21 protein-coding genes and 1 riboswitch are annotated in these 23,233 nt (G+C 72.8%); of the genes, 13 read left to right on the top strand and 8 right to left on the bottom strand.

Going from position 1 to position 23,233, the window contains the following annotated elements; translation table 11 throughout:
* The first annotated feature begins 41 nt into the window (after window positions 1-41).
* Genes IE206_RS06855 through IE206_RS06845 form a run of 3 tightly spaced genes read left to right on the top strand, consistent with a single transcriptional unit; the run spans window position 42 to window position 4,851 of the window.
* A complete protein-coding gene (locus IE206_RS06855) occupies window positions 42-1,052 on the top strand; it encodes an AAA family ATPase (RefSeq protein ID WP_189961101.1) in 1,011 nt (336 codons plus the stop codon).
* Window positions 1,052-2,419 carry a DUF58 domain-containing protein gene (locus IE206_RS06850; protein ID WP_189961100.1) on the top strand — a complete coding sequence of 456 codons (1,368 nt, stop codon included), beginning with the start codon at window positions 1,052-1,054 and terminating at the stop codon, window positions 2,417-2,419. The genes IE206_RS06855 and IE206_RS06850 overlap by 1 nt, the downstream gene beginning before the upstream one ends.
* Window positions 2,416-4,851, top strand: a complete 2,436-nt coding sequence (locus IE206_RS06845; RefSeq protein WP_189961099.1) for a transglutaminase TgpA family protein — start codon at window positions 2,416-2,418, stop codon at window positions 4,849-4,851. The genes IE206_RS06850 and IE206_RS06845 overlap by 4 nt, the downstream gene beginning before the upstream one ends.
* 210 nt (window positions 4,852-5,061) lie before the next feature.
* Here the strand turns inward: IE206_RS06845 and IE206_RS06840 are convergent, their stop codons facing one another.
* From IE206_RS06840 to IE206_RS06830, 3 genes are all read right to left on the bottom strand, one after another.
* The gene (locus IE206_RS06840) at window positions 5,062-5,448 is read right to left on the bottom strand and encodes an SCO2097 family morphological protein (RefSeq protein WP_189961098.1); all 387 of its coding nucleotides are present in this window, start codon (window positions 5,446-5,448) and stop codon (window positions 5,062-5,064) included.
* A 276-nt stretch (window positions 5,449-5,724) separates the two neighbouring features.
* Window positions 5,725-6,483 (bottom strand): class I SAM-dependent methyltransferase, encoded by a 759-nt coding sequence (locus IE206_RS06835; RefSeq protein WP_189961097.1) that lies wholly within the window; start codon window positions 6,481-6,483, stop codon window positions 5,725-5,727.
* Window positions 6,484-6,648: 165 nt separating this feature from the next.
* A complete protein-coding gene (locus IE206_RS06830) occupies window positions 6,649-7,194 on the bottom strand; it encodes an SAV_6107 family HEPN domain-containing protein (RefSeq protein ID WP_189961096.1) in 546 nt (181 codons plus the stop codon).
* Window positions 7,195-7,396: 202 nt separating this feature from the next.
* Between IE206_RS06830 and IE206_RS06825 the strand changes: the two genes are divergently transcribed.
* The 5 genes from IE206_RS06825 (at window position 7,397) to IE206_RS06805 (ending at window position 13,327) form a co-directional block, all read left to right on the top strand.
* The gene (locus IE206_RS06825; protein ID WP_189961095.1) at window positions 7,397-8,176 is read left to right on the top strand and encodes an ATP-binding cassette domain-containing protein; all 780 of its coding nucleotides are present in this window, start codon (window positions 7,397-7,399) and stop codon (window positions 8,174-8,176) included.
* Entirely contained in the window at window positions 8,148-10,232 is a 2,085-nt protein-coding gene (locus IE206_RS06820; protein ID WP_189961094.1) for a YhgE/Pip family protein, read from the top strand. The genes IE206_RS06825 and IE206_RS06820 overlap by 29 nt, the downstream gene beginning before the upstream one ends.
* Before the next feature lie 11 nt (window positions 10,233-10,243).
* Complete coding sequence (locus tag IE206_RS06815; RefSeq protein WP_189961093.1) at window positions 10,244-10,852, top strand: TetR/AcrR family transcriptional regulator; 609 nt, start codon at window positions 10,244-10,246, stop codon at window positions 10,850-10,852.
* Window positions 10,853-11,166: 314 nt separating this feature from the next.
* Window positions 11,167-11,784 carry a DUF4126 domain-containing protein gene (locus IE206_RS06810; protein WP_189961092.1) on the top strand — a complete coding sequence of 206 codons (618 nt, stop codon included), beginning with the start codon at window positions 11,167-11,169 and terminating at the stop codon, window positions 11,782-11,784.
* Window positions 11,785-11,815: 31 nt separating this feature from the next.
* On the top strand, window positions 11,816-13,327 hold the full coding sequence (locus IE206_RS06805; protein WP_189961091.1) for a phytoene desaturase family protein: 1,512 nt from the start codon (window positions 11,816-11,818) through the stop codon (window positions 13,325-13,327).
* Window positions 13,328-13,370: 43 nt separating this feature from the next.
* Here the strand turns inward: IE206_RS06805 and IE206_RS06800 are convergent, their stop codons facing one another.
* The 5 genes from IE206_RS06800 to IE206_RS06780 all read right to left on the bottom strand — a co-directional run bounded on the left by IE206_RS06800 (window position 13,371) and on the right by IE206_RS06780 (window position 17,891).
* Complete coding sequence (locus tag IE206_RS06800; RefSeq protein WP_189961090.1) at window positions 13,371-14,237, bottom strand: hypothetical protein; 867 nt, start codon at window positions 14,235-14,237, stop codon at window positions 13,371-13,373.
* Window positions 14,238-14,297: 60 nt separating this feature from the next.
* Window positions 14,298-15,215 (bottom strand): methylenetetrahydrofolate reductase [NAD(P)H], encoded by a 918-nt coding sequence (gene metF / locus IE206_RS06795; protein WP_189961089.1) that lies wholly within the window; start codon window positions 15,213-15,215, stop codon window positions 14,298-14,300.
* A gap of 92 nt (window positions 15,216-15,307) precedes the next feature.
* Window positions 15,308-15,958: a thiamine phosphate synthase gene (thiE, locus tag IE206_RS06790; protein WP_189961088.1), complete on the bottom strand. Its 651-nt coding sequence runs from the start codon at window positions 15,956-15,958 to the stop codon at window positions 15,308-15,310.
* Window positions 15,959-16,069: 111 nt separating this feature from the next.
* Complete coding sequence (locus tag IE206_RS06785) at window positions 16,070-16,435, bottom strand: Rv2175c family DNA-binding protein (RefSeq protein ID WP_053727812.1); 366 nt, start codon at window positions 16,433-16,435, stop codon at window positions 16,070-16,072.
* Between the two features lie 232 nt (window positions 16,436-16,667).
* The gene (locus tag IE206_RS06780) at window positions 16,668-17,891 is read right to left on the bottom strand and encodes an NAD(P)/FAD-dependent oxidoreductase (protein ID WP_189961087.1); all 1,224 of its coding nucleotides are present in this window, start codon (window positions 17,889-17,891) and stop codon (window positions 16,668-16,670) included.
* 119 nt (window positions 17,892-18,010) lie between these two features.
* Window positions 18,011-18,122, top strand: a riboswitch (TPP riboswitch).
* Here IE206_RS06780 and thiO point away from each other — a divergent pair.
* From thiO to IE206_RS06755, 5 genes are all read left to right on the top strand, one after another.
* Entirely contained in the window at window positions 18,120-19,301 is a 1,182-nt protein-coding gene (gene thiO, locus IE206_RS06775) for a glycine oxidase ThiO (RefSeq protein ID WP_189961086.1), read from the top strand. Its footprint overlaps the riboswitch before it by 3 nt.
* Window positions 19,298-19,498 carry a sulfur carrier protein ThiS gene (gene thiS / locus IE206_RS06770; protein WP_053727752.1) on the top strand — a complete coding sequence of 67 codons (201 nt, stop codon included), beginning with the start codon at window positions 19,298-19,300 and terminating at the stop codon, window positions 19,496-19,498. Before thiO ends, thiS begins: the two co-directional genes overlap by 4 nt.
* A gap of 1 nt (window position 19,499) precedes the next feature.
* The gene (locus IE206_RS06765; protein ID WP_189961085.1) at window positions 19,500-20,294 is read left to right on the top strand and encodes a thiazole synthase; all 795 of its coding nucleotides are present in this window, start codon (window positions 19,500-19,502) and stop codon (window positions 20,292-20,294) included.
* 87 nt (window positions 20,295-20,381) lie between these two features.
* Window positions 20,382-22,364 carry a Stk1 family PASTA domain-containing Ser/Thr kinase gene (gene pknB, locus IE206_RS06760; protein WP_189961084.1) on the top strand — a complete coding sequence of 661 codons (1,983 nt, stop codon included), beginning with the start codon at window positions 20,382-20,384 and terminating at the stop codon, window positions 22,362-22,364.
* Between the two features lie 11 nt (window positions 22,365-22,375).
* A complete protein-coding gene (locus tag IE206_RS06755; RefSeq protein ID WP_189961083.1) occupies window positions 22,376-23,227 on the top strand; it encodes a deoxyribonuclease IV in 852 nt (283 codons plus the stop codon).
* The last annotated feature ends 6 nt before the right edge of the window (window positions 23,228-23,233 follow it).

Here is a 23,233-nt window from a genome sequence, read left to right as displayed (position 1 = left end):
CGCAGTGCATCGGCCCGTATGAAAGGGCCGAGGAGGGCCGGGTGACGACCTATGACGATCGAGCGAGCCTCACAGATCTGACCGCCACAGCGGAGCGAGTCCGCAGGTCGGTGGAGAGTGTGATCGAGGGCAAGCCCGAGGTCGTACGGCTTTCGCTGACCGTACTGCTCGCGGAGGGGCACCTCCTGATCGAGGACGTGCCCGGCGTGGGCAAGACCATGCTGGCCAAGACACTGGCCAGGTCCATCGACTGCTCGGTCCGGCGCATCCAGTTCACGCCCGACCTGCTGCCCTCGGACATCACGGGCGTGTCGATCTACGACCAGCAGCGGCGGGACTTCGAGTTCAAGCCCGGCGCGATCTTCGCCCAGATCGTGATCGGCGACGAGATCAACCGCGCCTCGCCCAAGACGCAGTCCGCGCTCCTGGAGTCCATGGAGGAGCGGCAGGTCACCATCGACGGGCAGACCTACGAACTGCCCAGCCCCTTCATGGTCGTGGCCACCCAGAACCCGGTCGAGATGGAGGGCACCTACCCGCTGCCCGAGGCCCAGCGCGACCGGTTCATGGTCCGCGTCTCGATGGGGTACCCGACGCCCGAGGCCGAGCTCCAGATGCTCGACGTGCACGGTGCCCTCTCCCCGCTCGACGACCTCCAGCCGGTGGCGCACGCCCACGACATCGCCAAGCTCATCGACGCGGTCCGCAAGGTGCACGTGGCGGACTCGGTGCGGCGGTACGCGGTGCAGCTGGTCGGCGCGACCCGCAACCACCCGGATCTCAGACTCGGCGCCTCGCCGCGCGCCACGCTCCATCTGCTGCGCGCAGCGAAGGCGTCCGCCGCCCTCAGCGGCCGGGAGTACGCGCTCCCCGACGACGTGCAGGCCCTGGCCGTCGCCGTCCTCGCGCACCGGCTGCTGCCCACCGCACAGGCCCAGCTCAACCGGCGCACCGCCGAGCAGGTCGTCCTGGAGATCCTCCAGCACACGCCCGTTCCGCAGGCCGGGAATCCGCTGTACGGCCAGCAGCCGCCCGGCGCCCGGCGGCTGTGATGGCGGCCGGGGGGCTCCCCGCCGAGTCCGCCGAGGATCAGGCCATGGGCGGACTGTGGGCCGCCTTCGCCGGCCTGACCACCCGCGGCCGTTCCTTCCTCGCGGCCGGCATCGCCGCCGCGATCTGCGCCTTCGTGCTCGGCCAGGAGGACCTGCTGCGGGTCGGACTGCTGCTCGCCGTGCTGCCGCTGGTCTGCACGGTCGTGCTCTACCGCACCCGCTACCGCGTCGCGGGCAGCCGCAAGCTCGCCCCCGGCCGGGTCCCGGCCGGCGCCGAGGCCCGGGTCCAGCTGCGCATCGACAACGTCTCGCGGCTGCCCACCGGCCTGCTCATGCTCCAGGACCGGGTGCCGTACGTGCTCGGCCCGCGCCCCCGCTTCGTCCTGGACCGGGTCGAGGCGGGCGGCAAGCGCGAGGTCTCCTACCGGGTGCGCTCCGACCTGCGCGGGCGCTATCCCCTCGGCCCGTTGCAGCTGCGGCTCACCGACCCCTTCGGGATGTGCGAGCTGACCCGCGCCTTCAGCGCGTACGACACGCTGACCGTGATCCCCCGTACCGAGCCGCTGCCGCCGGTGCGGCTGTCCGGCGAGGCCGCCGGGTACGGCGACGGGCGGCACCGCTCGCTCGCGCTCGCCGGTGAGGACGACGTCATTCCGCGCGAATACCGGCACGGCGACGACCTGCGCCGGGTGCACTGGCGCTCCACCGCCCGCTACGGCGAGCTGATGGTGCGCCGCGAGGAGCAGCCGCAGCGGGCCCGCTGCACGGTGCTGCTCGACACCCGGGACATCGCGTACGCGGGCGCGGGCCCCGACTCGGCCTTCGAGTGGGCGGTCGCGGGTGCGGCCTCCGCGCTGGTGCACATGCTGGAACGGGGCTTCTCCGTACGGCTTTTGACCGACACCGGCAGTTCGGTGCCCGGCGAGGGCGCGGGCGGGTTCGCCGGCTCCACCCAGGACTCCTCGGACTCGGCCGGGCTGATGATGGACACCCTCGCGGTCGTCGACCACTCCGACGGCGGCGGCCTCTCGCGCGCGTACGACGTGCTGCGCGGCGGCAACGAGGGGCTGCTCATCGGGTTCTTCGGCGACCTCGACGAGGAGCAGGCGGCGGTCGCGGCGAAGATGCGGCGGCGCAGCGGCGCGGCGGTCGCCTTCGTGCTCGACAGCGGTCTGTGGATGCACGGCTCCGAGGCGCGCGGCCCGGTCGAGGAGCGGCTGCGGCTGCTGCGCGAGTCGGGCTGGACGGCGCTCGCGGTGCGTCCGGGAGCGGCCCTGCCGGAGCTGTGGCGCTTGGCGGGCCAGGAACGTACGAAGGCGGGAGCGGCGCCCGGCGGCGCGGCCGGCACGGCAGGGGGATGGTCATGAGCGGGCGCGGACGGCTGGCGCTGTGCGCCTACGCGGCCACGGTGATGGCGGCGTGCTCGATGCTGCCGCTGGTCGACCCGGCGAGCTGGATCCTCCAGGCCGCGTTCCTGCTCGCGATCCTGAGCGGGGTCGGCGCGCTGGCCCGGCGGGTGCCGCTGGCCCGGCCGCTGACCGTGCTCGCCCAGGCCGTGGTGGCGCTGTTGATGGTGACGCTGGTGTTCGCGCGCCAGCAGGCGATCGGCGGGCTGCTGCCCGGCCCCGAAGCCTTCCAGCATCTCAACTCCCTTCTCCAGCAAGGCACTTCGGACGTCGGGCAGTACGCGATCCCGGCGCCGGCCACCCCGGGGATCCGGCTGATGATGGTCGGCGGGGTGCTGATCATCGGCCTCGCGGTGGACGCGCTCGCGGTGACGTTCCGCAGCGCGGCCCCGGCGGGCCTGCCTCTGCTCGCGCTGTACTCGGTGGCCGCGGGGCTCTCCGGGGGCGGCGCGAGCTGGCTCTGGTTCGTGCTCGCGGCCGCCGGCTATCTGTTGCTTCTGCTCGCCGAGGGCCGCGACCGGCTGTCGCAGTGGGGGCGGGTCTTCGGCGGCGCCGCGCGGGCACCCGGCCGGCCTCAGCAGAGCGTGTTCGAGAACAACGCGCCGCTGGCCCCGGTCCGCACCGGGCGGCGCATCGGGGCGCTCGCGCTCGGCATCGCGCTGGTGATCCCGGCGATGCTGCCCGCGCTGGACAGCGGGCTGCTCGGCGGGGCCGGCGGCGGTGGCGGCGGGGACGGAGCCGGCGGGACCATCTCCGCGGTCAACCCGCTGGTGTCGCTGCAGAACAGCCTGAACCAGCCCGAGGACCGCGAGGTGATGCGGTACAACACCAACGCTCAGGACACCAAGGAGATGTACCTGCGGATCGTCGCTCTCGACGAGTTCGACGGGGCGTCCTGGAAGTCCTCGGAACGGCACATCAAGGACGTGCCCGATCCGCTGCCGAAGCCGGACGGGCTGAGCACGGCGGTCGCGACCACCGAGGTGCAGACCAGCATCTCGGCGGCCGGCTGGTACGCGCAGAGCTGGCTGCCGATGCCGTTCCCCGCGACCCAGGTCAAGATCAAGGGCGACTGGCGGTTCGAGCCGGTCGGGCGGACCCTGGTGGGCGACCGCAAGCAGACGACCCGGGGCGCGCAGTACACGGTCTCCAGCCTCCTGGTGCGGCCGACGGCGGCCCAGCTGGCGGATGCCCCGAGTCCGTCCGCGGACCTCCTGAGGGAGTACACCCGGGTCCCCGACTCGCTGCCTTCCGTGGTGAGCGCGACCGCGCGGCAGGTCACCAGCGGCGCCGCGAACAACTACGAGAAGGCCGTCAAGCTCCAGGACTGGTTCTCCACCAGCGGCGGCTTCACGTACAACACGCACGTCCAGTCGGGCAGCGGCACCGAGGCGATCGCGGGCTTCCTCAAGGAAAAGGAGGGCTTCTGCGTCCACTTCTCCTTCTCGATGGCCGCGATGGCCCGCACGCTGGGCATCCCGGCCCGGGTCGCGGTCGGCTTCACGCCCGGCGCGGCGCGTCCGGACGGCACGATGTCGGTGGGCCTGCGCGACGCGCACGCCTGGCCCGAGCTGTACTTCGAGGGCGTGGGCTGGACCCGTTTCGAGCCGACGCCGACGCGGGGTTCCGTCCCCGACTACACCCGGCAGCAGGCCCCGGCGGGCGGCCCGAGCAGCCCGGCCGAACCGTCCAAGCGCGCCTCGGCGCAGCCCTCGGCGGCGCCCTCCGCCACGGATTCCTGCCCGCCCAGCGCACGACGCCTGGGCGACTGCGGCCCCTCGGCCGCGGGGGGCGTCGCGGGCCCGACGGACAGCGGTCCCTCGGCCTCGGCCCTGGTCGGTAGTGCCCTGGGAGTGGCCGCGCTGCTCGTCCTGCCGCTGCTGCCCCTGCTGTGGCGCAGGCGGGTGCGGGCCCGGCGGCTCGGCTCGGGCGGGCGCACCCCGGCCGACGCGGTGGCCCGTACGCTCGCGGCCTGGCAGGAGATCACCGACACGGCCTGGGACTACGGCATCGCGCCCGACGACTCCCGGACGCCCCGCAAGGCGGCGGCGCGGGTGATCCGCCTGGGCCGCCTCGACGGCCCGGCGGCCGAGTCCGTCCACCGGGCGGCGGCCGCGGTGGAGCAGGTCCTGTACGCCCCGGAGCCCCGGCCCACCCCGGGCCTGGCGGACGACGTGACCCGGGTGGCAGCCGGCCTGCAGGCAGCGGCGGGCCGGTGGCTGTCCCTGCGAGCAATTCTCGCCCCGCGCTCAGCCGTCAGGGTGATCTGGTCCCTGTCGCGACGCTGGGAACGGGCGAGGGCGGGAGTGGCGGTCCGCACGCAGGCCCTGGCCGAGCGCCTACGCCCCCGCCGGGGCAAGGAGACCCCGCCGGAACCCGCATCCGGCACCTGAGCGTCCGCCCTGGGGCTCCGCCCCGTGCTGAAGGTGCCGGTGCCGGCCAGGACCAACACTGCCGAGGGCGCGGGGAACTGCGCGACCAGCCACCGGCGGCCCGCAGCCGAACGACGGGCCTGGGGCGCACCCCACGGACCTGGGTATGCCAAAGGGGCGGTCACCTCAAGAAGGTGACCGCCCCTCGGTACAGGTCAGAACGGGGCGGGGCTAGCGCCCCTCGTCGCGACGCCGCTGCCAGCGCTGCTCGATCCGGTCCATCATCGAGCGCCGCTGCCGGGCCTGCCGCGGCGCGGCGGAACCACCCGCACGCGCCTGTTCACCGGGACGCGGCGCCTTGCGCCAGCCGGTGACCGCGAGCACCGCACATCCGAGCATGACGAGGAAGCCCACCACACTGATCCAGATCTGGGTCATGACACCGGTCATGAGGAGCGCGATACCCACCAGGAAGCCAAAGACCGCCTGGTAGACCCGTCGCCGGGTGTATGTACGCAGCCCGCTTCCCTCAAGCGCTGTCGCGAACTTGGGATCTTCGGCGTACAGCGCTCGCTCCATCTGCTCGAGCATGCGCTGCTCGTGCTCCGAGAGCGGCACGGAGTCCTCCTACTCGTCGGTCGCGGGGGGCGACCGGATGCGGCCCCTTCAGGATAGGCAGGGAATCGCCCCCGTGAAACCCGCCCTCTACGCCAATTCGCCAGCCGGGCCGCCACATCGGCTCGGCTGTGGAGATTCAATTCCCCATCAGCCGATCCGTCATGCCGGACGGTGTCCCCCGATCATACGGGGCGAAGCCGCCGATCGGGGGGCCTGTGGCGTACTCCATGCAGCACAGCGTCGCTGATCAGCCCGCCGGGGACGGGCGGAGCGGGGTCAGCCGCGCTTCTCGCCCAGTACATGCAGCTGGGTGGCGACGGCGTGGAAGGCGGGCAGTTCGGCAGCCGCGGCCTCCAGCTTGAGGAGCGCGTCCAGGGCGCCCGGCTCGGTGTCCACCAGGACGCCGGGGACCAGGTCGGCGAAGACCCGCACGCCGTGCACCGACCCGGCGGTGGCCCCGGCGCCGCCGACGAGCTCGGTGAGCTGCTCGGCGGTGAACCGGTGCGGGACCGGGTCGCCCGCGCCCCAGCGGCCTGCCGGGTCGGACAGCGCGTGGCGGGCCTCGGTGAAGTGTCCGGCGAGCGCGCGGGAGAGCACCGCGCCGCCCAGGCCCGCGGCGAGCAGGCTGAGCGCGCCCTGCGGACGCAGCGCGTCCACCGCGTTGCGCACGCCTTCCGCCGGGTCCTCGACGTACTCCAGGACGCCGTGGCACAGCACCGCGTCGTAGCCTCCGCGCTCGACCACGTCGAAGAGGCCGAGGACGTCGCCCTGGACGCCCTGGACCCGCTCGGCGACCCCTGCCTCGGCGGCCCTGCGCTCCAGTGCGAACAGTGCGTTGGGGCTGGGGTCGACCACCGTGACCCGGTGTCCGAGGGCGGCCAGCGGCACCGCGAAGTTGCCGGAGCCGCCACCGGTGTCGAGCACGTCCAGGGCCTCGCGCCCGGTCGCCTCGACCCGGCGGTCGAGCGCTTCCTTGAGGACCTCCCAGACCACGGCGGTACGGAGGGAGGCGCGGGGGCGCATGGGGTCCGACACGGCAGTTGACTCCTCGGCGCGGTGCCGCCGCGGACGCGGCGTGGGAAGGGGTTGCGACGCGTCCACCCTAATGGGAGGTGAAGCGGCGTCCCGTCATCCCTGGCACCTGCCCGAGCCGTTCCGGATCAGCCGCGGGCCACTGCCGCCGGGCCGGACCGGGCGCCGTCAGCCGGCCCCCCGTTCCTCCTCCGCCTCCGGCTCGCGTGTCCTGGGCTGGGGCAGCACGGGCTGGAGGACCAGGAGGCGCTCGACCAGGCGCAGGAACATCGCCGCGTCGCGGAGCAGGTCGTCGGCGTCCCGGGTGGTGGCCGCGCCCTGGATGCCGGCCTCGGCGCGGGCCCGCCGGTCCGCCCCCGAGGCGAACAGGGCGCTCCACTCGGTCAGTTCGGGCGCTATCTCCGGCAGCACTTCCCAGGCGCTGCGGATCCGCTGCCTGCGGCGCGGGCTGGTCTCGGGCCGGCCGCGCGCGGCGAGGACGGCGGCCGCGGTGCGCAGGGCGGCCAGATGGGCCGTCGCGTACCGCTCGTTGGGGGCGTCGAGGACGGCCGCCTCGTCCAGGCCGCCGCGGGCCTGGGCGAGCAGGTCGAGGGCGGCGGGTGGCGCACCGGCCCGGCGCAGCACGGGGTGGACGTCGTTGGGGGCGCCGTTCAGTGAGGGGGCAGGGCTGCTGGCGCGGCGCCGGGGTGCGGCTGCTGCGTGGGAGCTGGCCATGACGAACCTCCTGTCGTCGTGTGACGGCACTGTGGCCGTATGTGTCCATCGTGAGGCCCCCCACTGACAATCGGCCCGAATCGGCCGCCGGCCTGCGGCTTTGCCTCGCATACGGGTTCGGGCTATCTTTTGTACTGACCAGTCAGTTCAAAATAAGGGGGCCGGAGTTCCGGCCCGGGGGACGCGCAGAGCAGGGGGGAATGTGGAAAGCCCGCACTCGGAAGTGACCGGCGCGGCGATCCGTGCCGAGGGCTTCGGGCTCAAGGGGCCGCGCGGCTGGGCCTTCAGGGGGGTCGGCATCGACGCGGCCCCCGGCTCGCTCGTCGCGGTCGCGGGCCCCTCCGGTTCCGGCCGGACCTGCCTGCTGCTCGCCCTCACCGGCCGGATGAAGCCCGCCGAGGGCTGGGCGCAGGTGGCCGGCCATCAGCTGCCGCGCAAGATGGCCGCCGTGCGGCGGATCAGCGCACTCGGCCATGTGCCCGGCGTCAGCGAGCTCGACCCGGCGTTCACCGTCGCCGAGCACCTGCGCGAGCGCGTGATGCTGCAGCGCCGCTACGACGGTTCGGTGCGGGCGCTGCTGCGCTCCCCCGCCCGGCGCCGGGCCGAGTCCCGCGCCCGGATCGACGAGGCGCTGGCCGCGGCGGGCCTGGACCTCGCCTCGCTGCCCAAGCGCGACCACACCTCCGTACGCGATCTCGAACGCCTTGAGGCGCTGCGTCTCACGGTCGCGCTCGCGCTGATCCAGCGGCCCCGGCTGCTCGCGGTCGACGACACCGACCTGAAGCTGTCGGACGCCGAACGGGCCGCCGCCTGGGCGCTGCTTCGCTCGGTCGCGGACGCCGGCACCACCGTGCTCGCGGTGTGCAGCGAGGCGCCCGCCGAGGCCGACATCACCGTAGTGACGACAGAAGTGGGCGCCAAGGACGGGGCCACGAACGAGGAGGGGGCGGCGGATGCGTTCGCCACGACTGGCAGCGCTTGAGCTGAAGCGTTTCGGCAGGGGGAAGCTTCCGCGGGCCGCACTGGTCGCGCTGCTCCTGCTGCCGCTGCTCTACGGCGCGCTGTACCTGTGTTCGTTCTGGGACCCCTACAGCCGGCTCGACCGGATTCCGGTGGCGCTCGTCAACGACGACAAGGGGGCGGATGCCGCCGGGCAGAAGCTCCATGTGGGCGACGACCTCAGCAAGAAGCTGCTCGACAGCAAGACCTTCGAGTGGCACGAGGTCAGCGGCGCCGAGGCGCGCAAGGGCCTGGAGAAGGGCACGTACTACCTGTCGCTGACGATGCCCGCCGACTTCAGCAAGAGGATCGCGTCCAGCTCCGGGGACGTCCCCGAGACGGGCGCGCTCCAGGTGCGGACCAACGACGCGAACAACTACATCGTGGGGTCGATCTCCAAGACGGTGTTCTCCGAGGTGCGCGCCGCCGCCTCCAGCAAGGCCTCGCGCTCCTTCCTCGACAAGATCTTCATCTCGTTCGGGGACATCCACGACGCCACCGAGAAGGCCGCCAAGGGCGCGGGCGACCTCAAGGACGGGCTCGGCAAGGCCAAGGACGGCTCCAAGGCACTGGCCGACGGGCTCGACGACGCCAAGGACGGCAGCGGCAAGCTGGCCGGCGGCATCACGAAGCTCGACACGGCCGCGGGCACCCTCGCGGGCGGCGCCCAGCAGGTCGCCGACGGCACCCAGCGGATCGCGGACGAGGCCAACGGGGCGGCCGAGAAGGCGCGGCCGCACCTCAAGGACAACGGCAAGACCGTCGGGGACTCCGCCAAGCTCCTCGCCGACTCGATCCAGCCCGTACGGGAAAACCTCAAGAAGATCATCGAGCTCGCCCCCGAGGCGGCGACCGGCACCCGCAAGGCCTCCGAGGACCTCAACACGCTCTACCAGCAGCTCTGTGTGGACAAGCCCGCCGACGGCAAGGTCTGCCCGGCGCTGAACGAGGCCAAGAAGGTGATGGCCACCGGCGCGACCCTTACCGCGGACGTCAACAACCTCGTCAAGGACCAGGGCGGTGATTTCAAGAAGCTCGACAAGGACCTCGAAGACCTCCAGACCAAGGCCAGGGACCTGGCCGAGAAGGCGCCGCAGCTCTCCACCGACCTGGAGACGAAGGTCGCCGACATCAACAGGCTGAACAAGGGCGCGCACGCCGTCGCCAAGGGCGCGGCCGACATCCACGCCGGTCTGGGCACCGCCAAGACGGGTTCCACCGGCCTCGACACGGGCGTCGGCAAGCTGAAGAAGGGCGCGAGCGCCCTGGACGGCGGGATCGTGAAGCTCTCCGACGGCTCCGTCCAGCTGTCGACCGGCCTGCACGACGGCGTGGGCAAGATCCCCGACTACGACAAGCAGCAGCGCGACCAGCGCACCGACGTGATGGCCGACCCGGTCAGGCTGGCCTCGCAGGCGATGCACAAGGCGCCCAACTACGGCACCGGGTTCGCCCCGTACTTCATCCCGCTCTCCCTGTGGGTGGGCGCGATGGTCGCGTACATGCTGATCCAGCCGCTCAACCGGCGCGCCCTGGCCGCCGGGGCCTCGGCCTGGCGGATCGCGTTCGCGGGCTGGCTGCCGGTGGCGGCCGTCGGGGTGCTCCAGATCGCCGCGCTGATGTCGGTGCTGCACTTCGGGCTCGGCCTCGAAATGCAGCGGACCGCGGGAACGCTGGGCTATCTGGCGCTGACCTCCTGCTGCTTCGCGGCCATCGTGCAGTGGCTGAACGCCAAGTTCGGGGCGGCCGGGCGCATCCTGGTGCTCGCCGTCCTGATGCTCCAGCTGACCTCGGCGGGCGGCACCTACCCCGTCCAGACGAGCCCGGCGTTCTTCAACGCCATCCACCCCTACCTGCCCATGAGTTACGTCGTGGACGGGCTGCGCAGGCTGATCACCGGCGGTGACCTGGGCGTGGTGTGGCAGGGCTGTGCGGTCCTGGCGGCCTTCACCGTGGGCGCCCTCGCGCTGACGGCGCTGTCCGCCCGGCAGAAGCAGGTGTGGTCGCTCGACCGGCTGCACCCCGAGCTGAGCCTGTGAGAATCGACGCCATGGACAGCAGCAGCACCAGACGGCAGGCGACCCGGCAGAAGCTCTACGAGGCCGCTGTGACGCTCATCGCCGAACAGGGATTCTCGGCCACCACGGTCGACGAGATCGCCGAGCGGGCCGGCGTCGCCAAGGGCACGGTGTACTACAACTTCAAGAGCAAGACCGAGCTCTTCGAGGAGCTGCTGCGCCACGGCGTGGGTCTGCTGACCGCGTCTTTGCAGGCGGCCGCGGACGAAACCGCCGAGCGGGGCGGAACCAAGGTCGAGGCGCTTGACGCGATGATCCGGGCCGGCCTGGACTTCATCCACCGCTACCCCGCCTTCACCCAGCTGTACGTCGCCGAGCTGTGGCGCACCAACCGCGCCTGGCAGTCCACCCTCCTGGTGGTGCGCCGGGAGGCGGTGGCGGTCGTCGAGACGGTGCTCAGGGACGCGGTGGCGGAGGGCGAGCTGAGCGAGGAGATCGACATCCCGCTCACGGCCGCGGCCCTGGTCGGCATGGTCCTGGTGGCCGCGCTCGACTGGCAGGCCTTCCAGAGCGAGCGCTCCCTGGACGACGTCCACGCGGCGCTGTCAAGGCTGTTGCACGGCAGAGTCAGCGGCCGGTAGGCCCGGCTCCGGAAACGAAAATACGCCGGGCCGGTGCGGTTCAAATCCTCCATGAACCGCACCGGCCCGGCGCTTCCCCCCGAACGTCCCCCCGGGTCTCCCCCCGTACCCCGTTACGTCCAGGGAGCCGCGCCGGTTCCGCCGCCCCGTGTCGGCGGTGCCGGCGCCGCGCCCCTTCCGTGGGCTCCACCTTCCCGTCCGCGCAGGTAGGAGCCCATCCGTGCAGGTACTCATCTCACCTCCTAGGTACGGATACTCAGACGTCCGTGCTCAACCTCAGTCGTCAACGGCCGGATCTGGTTAACATCGCGACCGTGTCCGTACTCCCCCTCGTGTTCACCAGCGGCTGGGCGAGCGGGGTCAACGCGTACGCGGTGGTCCTGCTGCTCGGCATCTTCGGCGCCACCGGCCTCACCGACGACGTGCCCGAGGCGCTCCAGCGCCCGGACGTCCTGATCGCCGCCGGCGTCCTGTTCCTCTGCGAGGCGGTCGCGGACAAGGTCCCGTACGTCGACTCGGTCTGGGATTCCGTGCACACGGTGATCCGGCCGATCGCGGGCGCGGTCGTCGGGGCGCTGCTTGCCGGACAGAACGGCTCGCTGCCGGATCTCGCGGCGGGCGCGGTGGGCGGTTCGACGGCGCTGATGAGCCACCTGGTCAAGGCCGGGACGCGGATGGCGGTGAACACCTCGCCCGAGCCGTTCAGCAACATCGCGCTGAGCACGGCGGAGGACCTGGGCGTCGCCGGGATCATAAGTTTCGCGATCTTCCACCCGCTCGCGGCGGCCGTGATCGCGGGCACCCTGCTGCTCATCGGCATCGTGATACTGGTCGTGCTGTGGCGCAGGATCCGCCGTTTCCGGCGGCGCAGGGCGCAGCGCCGGGAGGAGAAGCGGCTGGCCGCGGCGGGGGTTCGGCGACCGCCGGAGTGAGTTGTCAGTGGCGGCGGATACAGTCGCGGACATGGCACGGATTGCGGTGATCGGCGCCGGTGTGGGCGCCATGGCGGCTGCTGCCCGGCTGGCCGTGGCAGGCCACCGGGTGACGGTGTACGAGCGCTCGTCGACGTACGGCGGCGCACTGGGGCGGTTCGAGCGGGACGGGTTCGTCTTCGACACCGGCCCCGGTCTGCTGCGGCTGCCCGCCGTCTACCGCGACCTGTTCGTGAAGACCGGCAAGGAGCCCCTGGAGAGCCTCGTGGAGCCGGCTCCGGTGGATCCGGCCTCGCGCCACCTCTTCGCCGACGGTACGCAGGTGTCGCTGCCCAACGCCTCGCGCGCGGGCGTGATGTCGGCCCTCGACGCGGCTCTGGGGGCGGGCGCGGGCGAGCGCTGGGGCGCGTTCCTGATCCGGGCCAGGGAGGCCTGGGACCGCACGCGCCGGCCGCTCCTGGAGGAGCCGCTGTGGCCCAACTGGCAGGTCCTGGCCCGCGAGCCGTATCCCGCGCCGAAGCGGCGCCGGCTGCTCCGCCCGCCCCGGCAGGCGGCCACGCTGGGCGAGATCGCCGAGTGGGAGCTGGGCGGCGGGCACCTGGGCACGCTCCTGAAGAGCTACGCCCTGGAATACGGCCTGGACCCGGACACGACCCCCGCCTCGGCGGCGGTTCTGCCGTACATGGAGCAGACCTTCGGCAATTGGTACGTGCGCGGTGGCATGCGGGAGCTGGCGCGCGCGGTGTACGAGCGCTGCCTGGCGAGGAGGGTCGAATTCGTCTTCGACGCCGAGGTGGCTCGGGTCCGCGAGAAGGACGGCCGGGCGGCGGGCGTCGAGCTGGCTGACGGCACCCTCGTGGAGGCGGACCACGTGGTGTGCGGCGCGGACCCGCGCGGCCTCGAACGGATGCTGCCCGGCCGGGAGTTGTGGGGGCCGGACACCGTCCGCCCCGCCGCCACGGCCCGGCCGAGCCGTTTCACGGTGCTGCTCGCCCTGCGCGGCGCCCGCCCCGCGGACGCCGCGCACCGCACGGTGGTCCACTCCCCCGACGCCACGGCCGAGGCCCGCGCGGCCTTCACGGGACGGCACGACGAGCCGCCGACGGTCACGGTGCTGCGCCCCGACGATCCGGCGGTGCGGCCCGACGACGACCACGAGGCGGTGACGCTGACGGCGACGGTCGCCCACGGCGGGCCGGTCGACTGGACGGACGAGGCGCTGGTCCAGCGGTACACGGACAGGCTCATCGAGGCCGCCGCACGGGCCGTGCCCGACCTGCGGGAGCGGATGCTCTGGCACGAGTCCCGCACCCCGGTCCACATCGCGGAGGCGACCGGTGCCGGGGGCGGCTCGGTGCCCGCGCCCTCGCTGGCCGGCGCCGGGGCCACGCTGCTGCACCCGTCCAACACCACCGGTCTGCCGGGTCTCTACCTGGCGGGCGGCTGGGCGCACCCGGGCGGCGGGCTCGCGCACGCCGGGATGACGGGCGCGCTGGTGGCGGGGCTGATCGTGGAGGGCGACGACTTCCGCGGCTCGCAGTGAGCCCCGGCCCGGCGAACGGTCCGGGGAGCGGTGCCGGGATCGGTCAGTAGCGGTAGGGCTGCTGCTCGGGGTAGTGCGGCAGATCCGGGTGGTTCGGGTCGTACGGCTGCTGGCCCGGCTGCTGCGGCTCCTGGGGCTGCTGCTGCTCGTAGGGGACGTACTCCCCGTCGCGCTGCTGCGGCACCCAGACGCCGCCGGGCGGGGTGTCCGTCGCGTACTGCGCGGTGAGCGGGTCGGCGGGGTAGGACTGCTGGCCGCCGAAGCTGTCGTAGCCGTTGTACGTGCCGTATGCCTGGCCGCCGTTGCCGATGTACGGGTCCGAGTAGGCGGCGTACTGCTGCTGCCCGGCGCCGGGCTCGTCGTACTGCGGGGCGTAGGGGTCGGCGTACGGCTGCTGGGGGTCGTAGGCGGGGTACTGTGCCTCGGGCTGCTGGGCGGGGCTGTAGATGCCGTACTGGCCGGTCTCGTCGGGCATCGGCTGCGGCTCGTAGACCGAGTCGCCGTGGCCCGGACCGGCGTGCGGCATCTCGCCGTTCTCGTCCGGTGAGCCGGCGGCGGAGACGTCCTCGTACTGGAGGTCCGAGACTTCCAGGACCGGTTCCGGGGCGGGGGCGCTCTTGCCGCGGCTCGCCCTGCGGCGGCGGCTCGCGCCCGGCCTGCCACCGAGTGCCCAGCCGGTGGAGAAGCCGCGCCGGAAGGAGAGCGTGACGTACACCTGGCCGACGGCGAAGGCGATCGCACCCAGGATGATCACGAACACGGACGGGATGAGGACGCCCAGGACCACGCCCACGAATCCGGTGAAGGCGAGCAACCGCCAGCGCAGCCGCGCCTTGTACTGCAACAGCACCTCGCCGAGCAGCCACAGTGCGACAATTGCGAACGCGATGTAGAGGACCGTCCAGCCCATGTACGCCCCTCATTCTCCTGCCCCGGGTACAGCTGTCCCCTGACCCGGGCCGGTTTTCGGCTACGCCTGCTGGTGCAGGCCGAGATTCTCGTAGATTTCGAGCGTCGCCGTGGAGTTGTTGAGGGTAATGAAGTGCAACCCGGGTACGCCATCGGCGAGCAGCCGCGAGCAGAACTCCGTGGCGAACTCGATGCCAATGGAGCGTACAGCGGCCGGATCGTCCTTGACGGCAAGCATCCGGTCCCGCAGGTGCTCCGGGAAGGCCGCGGTGCTGAGTTGGGGCAGTCGTTCCAGCTGCTTCACGCTGGTCACGGGCATGACTTCGGGGATGATCGGGGTCTCGCAGCCGGCCGCCGAGACCCGGTCACGCAGCCGCAAATAGTTCTCGGGCTCGAAGAACATCTGCGTGATGGCGTAGTCCGCGCCCGCGCGGCACTTGTCCACGAAGTGCCGGATGTCGGAATCCCAGTCCGTGGAGCGCGGGTGCATTTCCGGGAAGGCCGCGACGCCGACGCAGAAATCGCCCGATTCCCGGATGAGCTCGACGAGTTCAGCCGCGTATGTCACGCCCTGGGGGTGTTTGACCCACTCGCCCATGGGGTCGCCCTTCGGGTCGCCGCGCACCGCGAGGATGTTGCGGATCCCGGCATCGGCGTACTGCCCCACCGTGTGGCGCAGCTCGGCGACCGAGTGGCCGACGGCGGTGAGGTGGGCGACCGGGGTGAGGGTGGTGTCCTCGGTGATCTGCTGGGTGGCCTCGACGGTTCCGGTACGGGTGGAGCCGCCGGCTCCGTACGTCACGGAGACGAAGTCGGGGGCAACCGCTTCGACCCGGCGCAGCGCGTTCCAGAGGTTCCGCTCGCCCTTCTCGGTTTTGGGCGCGTAGAACTCGAAGGAGTACGTCGTCTCGCCGGTCGCGAGCATGTCGCGCACGGTTCGCGCGCGATCAGTCCTGGTGGAAGCTGTGCCTAGGGCCATACTGGCAGGTTAGCCAGGGCTGGTCGGCACCCCAACAAACGAGGGTGAATTGTCTCAATTGCCGGACTTCTGTCCACCCCTCGGACAGGGGGCTACGCGAGCCGCTCCCGGACCCGCTTGGCGAGGTCGGCGGCGGCCGCGGCCGGGTCGCCGGCCTCGGTGATCGCCCGTACGACGACGACGCGGTCGGCGCCCGCGTCCAGAACCTCGTCCAGGTTGCCCGCGTCGATGCCGCCGATCGCGAACCAGGGCCGGTCGGTGCCGAGCGAGGCGGTGTGGCGCACGAGGTCGAGGCCCGGCGCGTACCGGCCCGGCTTGGTGGGGGTGGGCCAGCAGGGGCCCGTGCAGAAGTAGTCCACACCCGGCTCGGCGGCGGCCGCGGCGGCCTCCTCGTTCGCGTGCGTGGAGCGGCCGATCAGCACCTCGTCGCCCAGGATCGCCCGCGCGGCGGGCACCGGCAGGTCGCCCTGGCCCAGGTGCAGCACGTCGGCGCCGATGGCGTGCGCCACGTCGGCCCGGTCGTTGACCGCGAGCAGCTTGCCGTGCCGGCGGCAGGCGTCCGCGAAAACGGCCAGGTGCTCCAGCTCCTCGGCGGCCTCCATGCCCTTGTCCCGCAGCTGCACTATGTCCACGCCCGACGTAAGGACGGCGTCCAGGAACTCGGGCAGATCGCCCTGGCTCTTACGGGCGTCGGTGCACAGGTAGAGGCGGGCGTCGGCGAGCTGCTCACGGGCCGTGGGCATGGAAGGTCCCCCGTTGGTGTTCGTCTTCGGCCGGGCCGCGCGGTGTACGGGCCGGGTGGACCGGACCGTACACCGCGGGCTTGCCGGCACTGTCGGGTGGGCTGTTACGACTCAGAGGGCGAGCGCCTGGGCGCGGCGCTTCACCTCCGTGCCGCGATTCTCACTGAGGGCCTGCGCGGGGGTGCCGGGCAGGCTCGGGTCGGGAGTGAAGAGCCACTCCAGCATCTCCTCGTCGGAGAAGCCGTCGTCCCTCAGCAGCGTCAGCGTCCCGACCAGGCCCTTCACCACCTTGTCGGTGTCGATGAAGGCGGCGGGCACCTGCAGCGCCCTGTTCTCACCGCGGCGTACGGCGATGAGCTGGCCCTCCTTGACCAGCTGCCGTACGCGCGTCACCTCCACGTCCAGCATCTCCGCGATGTCGGGGAGGTAGAGCCAGGCGGGGACGAGAGCATCAATCTTTGCGTCAATCTCGGTCACGGTCACAAGCGTGCCACCTCGCACTGACACTCGGTACCGGGGTGGTCCCTCGGGGGCTGTGCCCCCGGCACCCTCCGCGGCGTGTCGGCGGGGGCTGCGGCCCTCGGACCCCCTTCTCCTCAAACGCCGGAGGGGCTCGATACTCGCTCGGCTGCCGACCGTGCGTGGTTGCTCGCGCAGTTCCCCGCGCCCCTTGGCAGCATGTTCGCCGGCCAGAACCTCGACGTCCGCGCTACCCCTGCACCGCCGACTTCAGCGGCACAGCCGAATCCGTCACCCTTTCCCTGTCCAGGGGCTTGGCCGTCTCGATCAGTTTGCGGCCCTGGGCCAGGTCTCTTGGGCGGCCCACTGCCAGGACCGCCACCAGCGCGCCCTCCCGGAGCCAGCAGACCGACCACGGGGCCTCGGACGGGTCGCCGCGCCAGACCAGTTCGTCGGCGTCCGTGTGGTGGCCCGCGTACTGGACGAAGCGGCCGAACTGCTCGGACCAGAAGTACGGGACCGGGTCGTAGTCGGCGGCGGCCTCGCCCACGATGTCGGCGGCGACCGTGCGCGGGCCCTGGAGCGCGTTGTCCCAGTGATGGACGAGCAGGCGTTCGCCGAATCGGGCCGAGGGGAAGGAAGCGCAGTCGCCGACCGCGTACACGTCGGGGACCGAGGTGCGCAGGCGGGCGTCCGCGGTGATCGCGCCCTCGGGGCCGAGGGCGATGTCCGAACCGGTCAGCCAGCCGGTCGCGGGGCGGGCGCCGATGCCGATGACCACCGCGTCGGCGGGCAGCCGGCGGCCGTCGGCGAGCAGCACCTCGCCCGGCACGACCGCCTGGACCCGGGCGCCGGTGAGGAGTTCGGCGCCGGACTCGGCGTACCAGCCGGCCATGGGGGCCGCGACCTCGGCGGGGAGCACCCCGGCCAGCGGGCGGTCGGCGGCCTCGACCACGGTGACCTCGCAGCCCGCGTCGCGCGCGGCCGTCGCGAACTCGGCGCCGATCCACCCGGCGCCCACCACCACGATCCGGTGCCGCTGGTCGAGGACCGGACGCAGGCGCCGCGCGTCGTCGAGGGTGCGCAGCAGATGGACGCCGGGCACCCCGCCGCTGCCGGGCAGGGTGAGCGGTTCGGCGCCGGTGGCGATGACCAGGGTGTCGTAGCCGACCTCGCCCGCCTCGGTGACCACCACGTGCTCGGCGGGCCGCACCCCGGTGACTTCGAGGCCCAGGCGCAGGTCCACGCCGAGGGCCTCGAAGTCCACCTCGAAGGCGGAGCCCTCGGCCTTGCCGAGCAGGACGGCCTTGGACAGCGGGGGCCGGTCGTAGGGCTGGTGGGGTTCGGCGCCGATGAGGGTGATGGCTCCGGCGAAGCCCTGTTCGCGCAGGGCCACCGCGGTCTGCACGCCGGCCATGCCCGCGCCGACGACGACCACGTGCCGCGTTTCGGAATGCGTCTGCTGTTCGCTCACCCGATCACCATAAGCAGCTGACTGTTCGTCAGGTAAGGGGTCCGGTCAACGCGGGCACCCCCCGGTCGCCCGGACGCTCCCTTACTCGGGGCTGGGGGCTCGGGCTATGGTGGCAGGCGTAAAGCACTCGCGGGAGCCCGGACGCACCGGGCTGAGAGGGAGGCTGGCGGCCTCCGACCGTACGAACCTGATCCGGGTCATGCCGGCGAAGGGAGGGGCTGGACGCCCATGCGTTCTTCACGAAACGGGTCCGGGAACGGGTCCGACGTCCTCGTGGTCGGGGGCGGCATCATCGGGCTCGTCACCGCCTGGCGGGCCGCCCAGCGCGGCCTCGGTGTCGTGCTCGCCGACCCCGAGCCGGGCGGCGGCGCCGCCCAGGTCGCGGCCGGGATGCTCGCCGCCGTGACCGAGCTCCACTACGGCGAGCAGACGCTGCTCGCCCTCAATGTCGAGTCCGCCCGCCGCTACCCGGCCTTCGCGGCCGAGCTGACGGAGGTCACCGGCCTCGACACCGGCTACCGCGCCTGCGGCACGCTCGCCGTGGCGCTCGACTCCGACGACCGCGCCCACCTGCGCGACCTGCACGCGCTCCAGGTCCGCTGCGGCCTGGAGTCCGAGTGGCTGTCCGGGCGCGACTGCCGCCGTCTGGAACCCATGCTGGCGCCCGGCGTGCGCGGCGGTCTGCGAGTCGACGGCGACCACCAGATCGACCCGAGAAGGCTGGCGAAGGCGCTGGTCAGCGCGTGCGTACAGGCCGGGGTGCGATTCACGCACGGCTGGGCCGAGCGGCTCTCGGTCGTACGGGAGCGGGCCTCGGGCATCGTCCTGGCGGACGGCACCGAGCTCGCCGCCGACCAGGTCGTGCTCGCCGCGGGCAGCCTCAGCGGCCGCCTCGCGGGCGTACCGGAAGAGCTCCTGCCTCCCGTACGTCCCGTGAAGGGCCAGGTCCTGCGGCTGACCGTGCCGCCCGCCTACGCGCCCTTCCTGTCCCGGACCGTGCGGGCGGTGGTGCGGGGCAGCGAGGTCTATCTCGTACCGCGCGAGAACGGCGAGCTCGTCGTCGGCGCCACCAGCGAGGAGCTCGGCTGGGACACCACGGTCACCGCGGGCGGGGTGTACCAACTCCTGCGCGACGCCCACGAGCTGGTGCCGGGGATCACCGAGCTGCCGCTCACCGAGACCCGGGCCGGACTTCGCCCCGCCTCCCCCGACAACGCGCCCCTGCTCGGCCCGACCGCACTGCCCGGGCTCCTTCTCGCGACCGGCCACTACCGCAACGGCGTGCTGCTCACCGCGGTCACCGGCGACGTCATGGCGCACGTCCTGACCACCGGTGAACTGCCCGACGAGGCGCGCCCGTTCACCCCCCGACGCTTCACCTGCGCACCTTGGGAGCTGACGACCGCATGACCATCTCCGTCAATGGCGAGCCCCGCGCGCTCGCCTCCGGGACCACCCTCGACGCCCTCGTCGCCACCCTCACCCCGTCCCGCTCCGGGGTCGCGGCCGCCGTCAACGAGGCGGTCGTGCCGCGCAGCGCCTGGCCCACGACCACGCTCGGCGACGGCGACCGCGTCGAGGTCCTCACCGCCGTACAGGGGGGCTGACATGGCCGACGATTCTCTGACCATCGCCGACACCACCTTCGACTCCCGCCTGATCATGGGCACCGGCGGGGCGCCCAGCCTGGACACCCTGGAACGCGCGCTCGCGGTGTCCGGCACCGAGCTGACCACCGTCGCGATGCGCCGCCTCGACCCGACCGTGCAGGGCTCGGTCCTGTCCGTCCTGGACCGCCTCGGCATCCGGGTGCTTCCCAACACCGCGGGCTGCTTCACCGCGGGCGAGGCCGTGCTCACCGCGCGGCTTGCCCGCGAGGCGCTGGGCACGCACTGGGTGAAGCTGGAGGTCGTCGCCGACGAGCGCACCCTGCTTCCCGACCCGATCGAGCTGCTCGACGCCGCCGAGGTGCTGGTCGACGACGGGTTCACCGTGCTGCCGTACACCAACGACGACCCGGTCCTCGCGCGCAAGCTGGAGGACGTCGGATGCGCGGCGATCATGCCGCTCGGCTCCCCCATCGGCTCCGGCCTCGGCATCCGCAACCCGCACAACTTCGAGCTGATCGTGGACCGGGCGAGCGTCCCGGTGATCCTCGACGCGGGCGCGGGCACCGCCTCCGACGTGGCGCTCGCCATGGAGCTCGGCTGTGCGGCGGTGATGCTGGCCTCGGCGGTGACCCGGGCCCAGGAGCCGGTCCTGATGGCGGAGGCGATGCGGCACGCGGTGGAGGCGGGCCGCCTGGCCCACCGCGCGGGCCGCATCCCCCGCCGCCACTTCGCCGAGGCGTCCTCGACGATGGCGGGCCGGGCGGCCCTCGACCCGGAGCGGCCCGCGTTCTAGCCGGCCCGCGTCACAGCTCGGCTTCAGTCCGGCCCCTTGAACGCCTGCGGCGTGAAGGGGCCCGGACGGCGCTCGTAAACTCTCCCCGTGGATACGACCCTTCATGACCCCCTCGTCGGGCAGGTGCTCGACGGCCGCTACCGCGTCGACGCGCGCATCGCCGTCGGCGGTATGGCCACGGTCTACCGGGCCGTCGACACCCGCCTCGACCGTGTGCTCGCCCTCAAGGTGATGCACCCGAGCCTCGCCGCCGACGCCTCCTTCGTCGAGCGCTTCATCCGCGAGGCCAAGTCGGTGGCCCGGCTCGCGCACCCCAATGTGGTCGGCGTCTTCGACCAGGGCGCGCAGGATCAGTACGTCTACCTCGCGATGGAGTACGTCGCGGGCTGCACCCTGCGCGACGTGCTGCGCGAGCGCGGCGCGCTCCAGCCCCGCGCGGCCCTCGACATCCTGGAGCCGGTGCTCGCGGCCCTCGGCGCCGCCCACCGGGCCGGTTTCGTCCACCGGGACATGAAGCCCGAGAACGTCCTGATCGGGGACGACGGCCGGGTCAAGGTCGCCGACTTCGGCCTGGTCAGGGCCGTCGACTCGGTGACCAGCACCACAGGATCGGTCCTCGGCACCGTCTCCTACCTGGCCCCCGAGCAGATCGAGCACGGCACCGCGGACACCCGCGCCGACGTGTACGCGTGCGGTGTCGTCCTGTACGAGATGCTCACCGGCGCCAAGCCGCACCACGGGGACACCCCCGCCCAGATCCTCTACGCCCACCTTCACGAGGGCGTGCCCGCGCCGTCCGCGGCCGTGCCCGGCCTCGCCCTGGAGCTGGACGAGCTGGTCGCCTCGGCGACCGCCCGCACCCCCGACGTCCGCCCGCACGACGCTGTGGCGCTGCTCGCGCAGACCCGTACCGCCCGCGCCGCCCTCGACGACGAGCAGCTGGACGCGGTCCCGCCGGGCGCGCACTCCTCGGCAGGCCTGAGCGGCGCCGACGACCGTACGAGCGTGATCCCGCGGGCCCTGACGACACCGGTCAGGCCGGCGGCCGGGCCCATGCCCGCCGAGGCCGTCCGCGAGGAGTCCGTCAACCGCACCAGCCGGCTGATCATGCCGCAGCGCATCGAGGACGAGCCGGAGCCCGCGCCCCGCAGGCCGCGCCGCCCGTCGCGCGGCCGGTTCGACAACCGGCGCGGCCTGATCGCGATCGTGGCCGCGCTGCTGCTGATCCTCGGGGTCGGCGCGGGCGTCTGGTACATCAACTCCGGCCAGTTCACCCGGGTTCCGGCCCTCATCGGGCAGAGCGAGGACGCGGCGAAGAAGAAGCTGTCGGGCGCCGGGCTCGGCGTCAAGAAGGTCGACCGGCAGTTCAGTGACACCGTCGAGCGGGGCCAGGTCATGTCGACCGACCCGGCGACCGGCGCCCGCATCCGGGGCAACGGCTCGGTCACCCTGGTCGTCTCGCGCGGTCCGGAGACGGCGCAGGTGCCCCAGCTGGACGGGATGCCGCTCGACAAGGCGAAGAGCGAGCTGAACAAGGCGGGCTTCGCGCCGGGCGACACCTCCAGCGAGTTCAACGAGAGCGTCCCGCAGGGCTCGGTGATCCGCACCGACCCGGCCGCGGGCATCAAGCGCCACACGGACACGGCCGTCTCGATGGTCGTCAGCAAGGGCGCCCCCGTCGACGTGCCCGGCGTGGTCGGCGACTCGGTGGCCGATGCCACCTCCGCCCTCCAGAGCGCCGGGCTCCAGGTCACCGTCGCGCCCGACCAGGTCAACTCGGTGCAGGACGCGGGCAAGGTCGCGGCCCAGTCCGCCGCCGAGCACGCCCAGCTCGCCAAGGGCGACAGCGTGACGCTGACCGTGTCCAAGGGCCCCCGGATGATCCCCGTGCCCAAGGTGACCGGCGAGAAGGCCGCCGACGCCCAGCGGGACCTGGAGAAGGCCGGCTTCAAGGTGAAGGTCGACCGCGGCTTCCCGTTCCTCAGCGACGAGGTGTCGGGCCAGTCCGTCGCCGCCGGCGCGCAGGCGCCCGAGGGTTCCACCATCACCATCACCACCAAGGGACTGTAGGTAGTCACCCCATGCGCAACCCCATCGGCGGCCACGTCCCCGTGGCCGGCGGCCTCGCCACGACCGGCCTCGCCTACGCGCGCGAGATCGGCGCCGAGACCGTGCAGGTCTTCGCCGCCAACCCGCGTGGCTGGGCCACCCCCACCGGGAACCCGGCCCAGGACGAGAAGTTCCGGGCCGAGTGCGCCGAGGCCTCGATCCCGGCGTACGTGCATGCCCCGTACCTGATCAACTTCGGCTCGCACACCGAGGCCACGGTGGAGAAGTCGGTGGAGTCGCTGCGGCACTCGCTGCGCCGGGGCCGCGAGATCGGCGCGCTCGGCGTGGTCGTGCACACCGGTTCGGCGACCGGCGGACGTCCGCGCGCGGAGGCTCTCGCGCAGGTCCGTACGCATCTGCTGCCGCTGCTCGACGAACTGACCCACGACGACGACCCGTTCCTGCTCCTGGAGTCGACGGCCGGGCAGGGCGCCTCACTGTGCTCGCGCACCTGGGACTTCGGCCCGTACTTCGAGGCCCTGGACGCCCACCCCAAGCTGGGGGTCTGCCTCGACACCTGCCACATCTACGCGGCAGGGCACGACCTGGCCGGGCCCGGCGGGATGAAGCAGACCCTGGACCTCCTGGTGGAGACCGTCGGCGAGGGGCGGCTCAAGCTGATCCACGCCAATGACTCCAAGGATGTGGCCGGCGCACACAAGGACCGCCACGAGAACATCGGCACCGGACACATCGGCGAGGAGCCGTTCCGCGAGCTGCTCGCGCACCCGGCGACCGAGGGCGTGCCGCTGGTGATCGAGACCCCGGGCGGCAAGGAGGGGCACGCGGCGGACGTGGCCCTGCTGAAGTCCCTGCGGGCGTAACTCCAG

Source organism: Streptomyces violascens, from assembly GCF_014649955.1.
Taxonomy (GTDB): Bacteria; Actinomycetota; Actinomycetes; order Streptomycetales; family Streptomycetaceae; genus Streptomyces; species Streptomyces violascens.
This window is presented reverse-complemented; position numbering and strand designations above follow the sequence as displayed.

What these genes read in the sequence shown, in the direction of transcription:
- IE206_RS06850 (WP_189961100.1), top strand. Translation starts at nt 1,052, where the DNA reads ATGGCGGCCGGGGGGCTCCCCGCCGAGTCCGCCGAGGATCAGGCCATG.
- IE206_RS06845 (WP_189961099.1), top strand. Translation starts at nt 2,416, where the DNA reads ATGAGCGGGCGCGGACGGCTGGCGCTGTGCGCCTACGCGGCCACGGTG.
- IE206_RS06830 (WP_189961096.1), bottom strand. Translation starts at nt 7,194, where the DNA reads ATGGCCAGCTCCCACGCAGCAGCCGCACCCCGGCGCCGCGCCAGCAGC.
- IE206_RS06820 (WP_189961094.1), top strand. Translation starts at nt 8,148, where the DNA reads ATGCGTTCGCCACGACTGGCAGCGCTTGAGCTGAAGCGTTTCGGCAGG.
- IE206_RS06815 (WP_189961093.1), top strand. Translation starts at nt 10,244, where the DNA reads ATGGACAGCAGCAGCACCAGACGGCAGGCGACCCGGCAGAAGCTCTAC.
- IE206_RS06805 (WP_189961091.1), top strand. Translation starts at nt 11,816, where the DNA reads ATGGCACGGATTGCGGTGATCGGCGCCGGTGTGGGCGCCATGGCGGCT.
- IE206_RS06800 (WP_189961090.1), bottom strand. Translation starts at nt 14,237, where the DNA reads ATGGGCTGGACGGTCCTCTACATCGCGTTCGCAATTGTCGCACTGTGG.
- metF (WP_189961089.1), bottom strand. Translation starts at nt 15,215, where the DNA reads ATGGCCCTAGGCACAGCTTCCACCAGGACTGATCGCGCGCGAACCGTG.
- thiE (WP_189961088.1), bottom strand. Translation starts at nt 15,958, where the DNA reads ATGCCCACGGCCCGTGAGCAGCTCGCCGACGCCCGCCTCTACCTGTGC.
- thiO (WP_189961086.1), top strand. Translation starts at nt 18,120, where the DNA reads ATGCGTTCTTCACGAAACGGGTCCGGGAACGGGTCCGACGTCCTCGTG.
- thiS (WP_053727752.1), top strand. Translation starts at nt 19,298, where the DNA reads ATGACCATCTCCGTCAATGGCGAGCCCCGCGCGCTCGCCTCCGGGACC.
- IE206_RS06765 (WP_189961085.1), top strand. Translation starts at nt 19,500, where the DNA reads ATGGCCGACGATTCTCTGACCATCGCCGACACCACCTTCGACTCCCGC.
- IE206_RS06755 (WP_189961083.1), top strand. Translation starts at nt 22,376, where the DNA reads ATGCGCAACCCCATCGGCGGCCACGTCCCCGTGGCCGGCGGCCTCGCC.